Origin of the sequence: Sphingobium terrigena (assembly GCF_003591655.1) — a bacterium.
In the GTDB taxonomy this organism is placed as follows: Bacteria; Pseudomonadota; Alphaproteobacteria; order Sphingomonadales; family Sphingomonadaceae; genus Sphingobium; species Sphingobium terrigena.
The window spans coordinates 1-3,999 of record NZ_QVRA01000063.1; the positions used below are offsets into that span (position 1 = coordinate 1).

Annotated in this window: 3 protein-coding genes and 3 pseudogenes; 5 read left to right on the forward strand and 1 reads right to left on the reverse strand. The window is 59.3% G+C overall.

What is annotated here, in order from left to right; all coding sequences use genetic code 11:
- From D0Z70_RS25270 to D0Z70_RS24150, 5 genes and pseudogenes are all read left to right on the forward strand, one after another.
- Positions 1–218: pseudogene (locus D0Z70_RS25270) on the forward strand (hypothetical protein); the annotation flags it as partial.
- A 475-nt stretch (positions 219–693) separates the two neighbouring features.
- Positions 694–1,322, forward strand: a pseudogene (locus D0Z70_RS25605) (IS630 family transposase); the annotation flags it as partial.
- 3 nt (positions 1,323–1,325) lie between these two features.
- Positions 1,326–2,306: a helix-hairpin-helix domain-containing protein gene (locus D0Z70_RS24140; RefSeq protein ID WP_119750743.1), complete on the forward strand. Its 981-nt coding sequence runs from the start codon at positions 1,326–1,328 to the stop codon at positions 2,304–2,306.
- Complete coding sequence (locus D0Z70_RS25905; protein WP_119750745.1) at positions 2,291–2,593, forward strand: LysR substrate-binding domain-containing protein; 303 nt, start codon at positions 2,291–2,293, stop codon at positions 2,591–2,593. Before D0Z70_RS24140 ends, D0Z70_RS25905 begins: the two co-directional genes overlap by 16 nt.
- Positions 2,523–2,795: a LysR substrate-binding domain-containing protein gene (locus D0Z70_RS24150; RefSeq protein WP_119750747.1), complete on the forward strand. Its 273-nt coding sequence runs from the start codon at positions 2,523–2,525 to the stop codon at positions 2,793–2,795. The genes D0Z70_RS25905 and D0Z70_RS24150 overlap by 71 nt, the downstream gene beginning before the upstream one ends.
- Before the next feature lie 45 nt (positions 2,796–2,840).
- Here D0Z70_RS24150 and D0Z70_RS24155 read toward each other — a convergent pair.
- Positions 2,841–3,785, reverse strand: a pseudogene (locus D0Z70_RS24155) (IS630 family transposase).
- Positions 3,786–3,999 lie beyond the last annotated feature (214 nt).

Genomic DNA, 3,999 nt, shown 5'->3' on the forward strand with positions numbered 1-3,999 from the left:
CATCAACGGTTTCTACAACACCCGCCGCCGCCATTCATATCTGGGAGGCATCAGCCCACTCGCGTTCGAAGCCAAGGTGGCATAATGAGATAGGTGACCAGCGCAAAACCGTTACAAGTCCAAAGGGCCTCAACGCCCGTGGACGGGCCGAAGAAACGCTTGCCGCTATGATCGTCGATGCGCTGTCGCACGGAACGCCGCAGGAGCCGGAAGGTTAAGCTTCGCGTGGGACCCTCCCATGGAGCATCTGTTTTGATGGGACGCCTTCTCCTCCCTGCCCTGCTTGTCGCCGCTGTTCCGACCGCAGCCTGCGCATCGAACAGCGACGCGCTGACTATCCATTGCGACGGCGGTCGAACCTTCCTTGCCAAGATCAGCCCGGATGGCGTGCTCGTAACGATCGGGAGACGGACGGTCGCGCTCAGGCCCAGGGACTCATCGCTTGGGCGACGGTTTGAAGCAACAGGCGCTGCCCTGATCATAGATGGCGAGATGGTCGCTTTGGTACTCGATAACGATATCGATTTTCGAAACTGCCAGGTGAACCCGCCTGGTTCCCAGCTTCGGAACGCCGGATGAACTCGCCACCAGCCTGATCTCTCCGTTTCAAGTGCTGGGAAAAAGCCATCTGCACTCTTGATCGTTCCCGATTCGAAATGCGAACACGTCGAACAGCGACCGAATGATTTGGCGATATCGGCGCGGCCCCGTCACCGTGGCCAGAAACCTGATGATGTTGCTGTTTTTAAGAAGAGTTCGCTGCCCGTTTGGCGCAGATCAAACGACGCCTCCCGAAAGGCACGCCCATAGAATTATGGTGGCAGGATGAGGCGCGCGTCGGCCAGCAAACCAAGCTCACCCGGCGCTGGGTGAAGCGCGACACGAGGCCATCAGCGCCTAAGGATCAGCGGCGATCTTCGGCTTGGCTCTTCGGGGCGATCTGCCCCGCTGAAGGTAAGGCTGCCGGCATCGTCATGCCCAGATGCAACAGTGAGGCGATGAGTATACACCTTGACGAAATCGCCTTCCATATCGCGCCAGCTGCCCATGCTGTGTTGCTTCTCGATCAAGCCGGATGGCATAGCTCTACCTAACTGGTCGTTCCATCCAACATCACCTTGATGCAGCTGCCGCCCAGATGCTCAGAGTTGAACCCGGTCGAGAACGTGTGGCAGTTCATGCAGGACAACTGGCTGTCGAACCGCATCTTCAAATCCTACGACGATATCGTCGACAACTGCTGCCACGCTTGGAATAAGCTCGCCGACCAGCCCTGGCGCATCATGTCCCTCGGACTACGCCAATGGGCCCATGGGTTCTGATCAATGCGCATTGGTATAAACCATAGCCGCTGGGACTGCACGCTTGAAGAGGGGAACCGGCGGTACAAGGCCGTGCGCCTTGGGCTGCGCATGGTCCGCGATCTTGCCAATCCGGACGGCGCAGCGATCGTTTCGGCCCGTGGCGCAGAACTTTATGCTTCAGTCGAAGAAATCCAGCGCAGAGCCGGCGTCGGCGCTGGCGCTATCAATCGGATCGGCGACGCTGATGGCTTTGGCTCGCTCCAGCACAGCCGCCGCACTGGCCTGTGGGATGTGAAAGGATTGCGCGACAGCCCCCTGCCCCTTTTTGCCGCAGCAGACGAGCGCGAGGGAAAGCTCTGCGCCGAAGCCGTCGAACCGAAAGTTGCGCTCTCTCCGATGGCGGAAGGCCAGGAAGTGGTGGAAGACTATCGCAGCTTTGCGCTATCGCTCCGCGCCCACCCGGTAGCCTTTCTCAGGGCGGACTTGGCAGCAAGAAACATGGTCCCGTGCGCGGCCCTAGCCGATATCCGCGATGGAAGATGGGTCAATCTTGTAGGGATCATCATGGTGCGGCAGCGGCCGGGCTCTGCCAAGGGAATCATGTTCATCACCATCGAGGACGAGACCGGCATCGCAAACCTTGTAGTCTGGACCAAGACATTCGAAGCCAATCGGGGAACGGTCCTGGGTGTATCCATGCTCGGCGTGCGTGGTCAGGTCCAGAAAGAAGGCGAGGTCATTCACGTCATTGCCCAACGGCTCGAAAATCTGTCGGGGTTGCTGGCAAGCGTGGGGGGACGGAGCGATCTTGCCAATGTCTTTCGTCCTGCGCGCGGTGACGGCGCAAAGAATGGGGGCGGACCTGATCCCCGGGACCCGGACAGCAAATTGCTCGGCCGTAAAGCACGTGAGATTTACATCCCTGATCTGAGATTGGGGTCAGGCATCAATCCAGGAAAATCAACAGAAGCTATTAAAATCAGGCCGTGCGACTTCCGCTGATTATCAGCGTTTGTGGCGCGGGCAAAGGCCCGGCCGGGCTTGTTCGTATCGCCTCGCCGCCCGCACTCGACCGCATGAACATCATCCCGAGGCTGCCTGATTTCATCGCCCAGTTCCCCGAGATCAGCGTCGGATTTTCCGTCGCCCAGCGGCTGACGAGTCTCGTGAGGAAAGGTGTCGATGTGGCGCTTCGGGGGCGAAAACGGCCCTTGATACATGCTGCCGAACGGCGCCGTCCGGTCGAATGGTGGAGAGGATCTGCGAGCGGCGGTGCTGGCAGCGCTTGAGATTACCCATGGCCCAATCGCCCTGTTCCAGGCCAACCTTCAGGAGGGACGTATCGTACGCATCCTGGACGCCTTCACGCCAGCGCCAATGCCGATCCACGTCGTCTGCTCGATCGGGCGCAAGATACCCCAGCGTGCGCGCATATTCGTGGATTTCCTTGCGGCCGCCTTTGCGGCTGTCCCAATTCTTCGGATCGTCTGAGTAGAGCGCCGCATTCCGCATTCCGCTATTTAGAGCAGAATCCGATCACTCTGGCTCATATCCGGTGGCAGTGAAATAATTGGCGCATTCTTCTGGAGTGAAGCGCGGTAGAGCGTCCCGGATAGCATCCCATAGCTGTGGTACGGTCCGTGCTGCGGCTTTTCGGAGGATGGCCTTAAGCTTGGAAAAGGCATTTTCGATCGGATTGAAATCGGGACTATATGGCGGAAGGAACAACATGCGTGCGCCCGTTGCTTCGATCGCCTCGCGCGCGACCGTGCTTTTATGCGCTGGCAGATTGTCGAGAATGACGATGTCGCCCGGTCGCAGCGTTGGCGCTAGAACCTGCTGGGCATAGGCCGCAAACCATTCGCCCGTCATTGGGCCATCCAGAACCATGAGCGCGGTCATGCCGGTCAAACGGAGCGCGCCGGTAAAGGTAGTGGTTTTCCAATGACCATGCGGAATTGGAGACCGGAAACGGATGCCGCGCCTTGCGCGTCCGCGCAGGCGGGCCATCTTCGTTGAAGCGCCAGTCTCGTCGATGAACACCAATCGTTCGGTGTCAAGGTCAGGCTGCGCCTTGAACCATGCGCGTCGCCGCACGAGAACGGCGGGCCGTTCCTGTTCGCCGGCGTGCGCCGCTTTTTTTACGGTCATCGAGTGACGGTCGAAGCGCCAGATGGTGCTCGGCGAAAACACCGCTTCATGCTCCGATCGAAGCATCTCGACCAATTCAACCAATGTGATGTCCACCTGCTGCTCGGTCGCACCAAGTATAACGTCGCGATAGGCGGCAACCCGCTGCGATCGCATGTCACCGCCCTAGGGCTTTGCCCGCGTCGATCCGGTCTCGCGCCAGTCGCGAACCCAGCGGACTGCGCTCGCCGCCGCAACGCCAAAACGCGCCGCTGCAGCGCGTCGAGACATACCGCCATCAACCGCGGCAATTACCCGTGAGCGCAGATCTTCTGAGATAGACTTCGTCATGCCAGACTGGCCTCCTCGTCCAGCTGACATGGTGAATCAGACTTTCAAACCCAAGGGAACCCCCTCGATTCCGTTAGGTCAGATTATGCTCTAGGGCTTGTGGGGATTCATCGTGAATTGATGACGGCTGCGGCGAGGTAGATCATCGCTTCGAAGCTGCGGTCTGTTTTGCAGGCTCGCATGGCGATGCGCTTGAACTCCTTGAGTTTGCAGA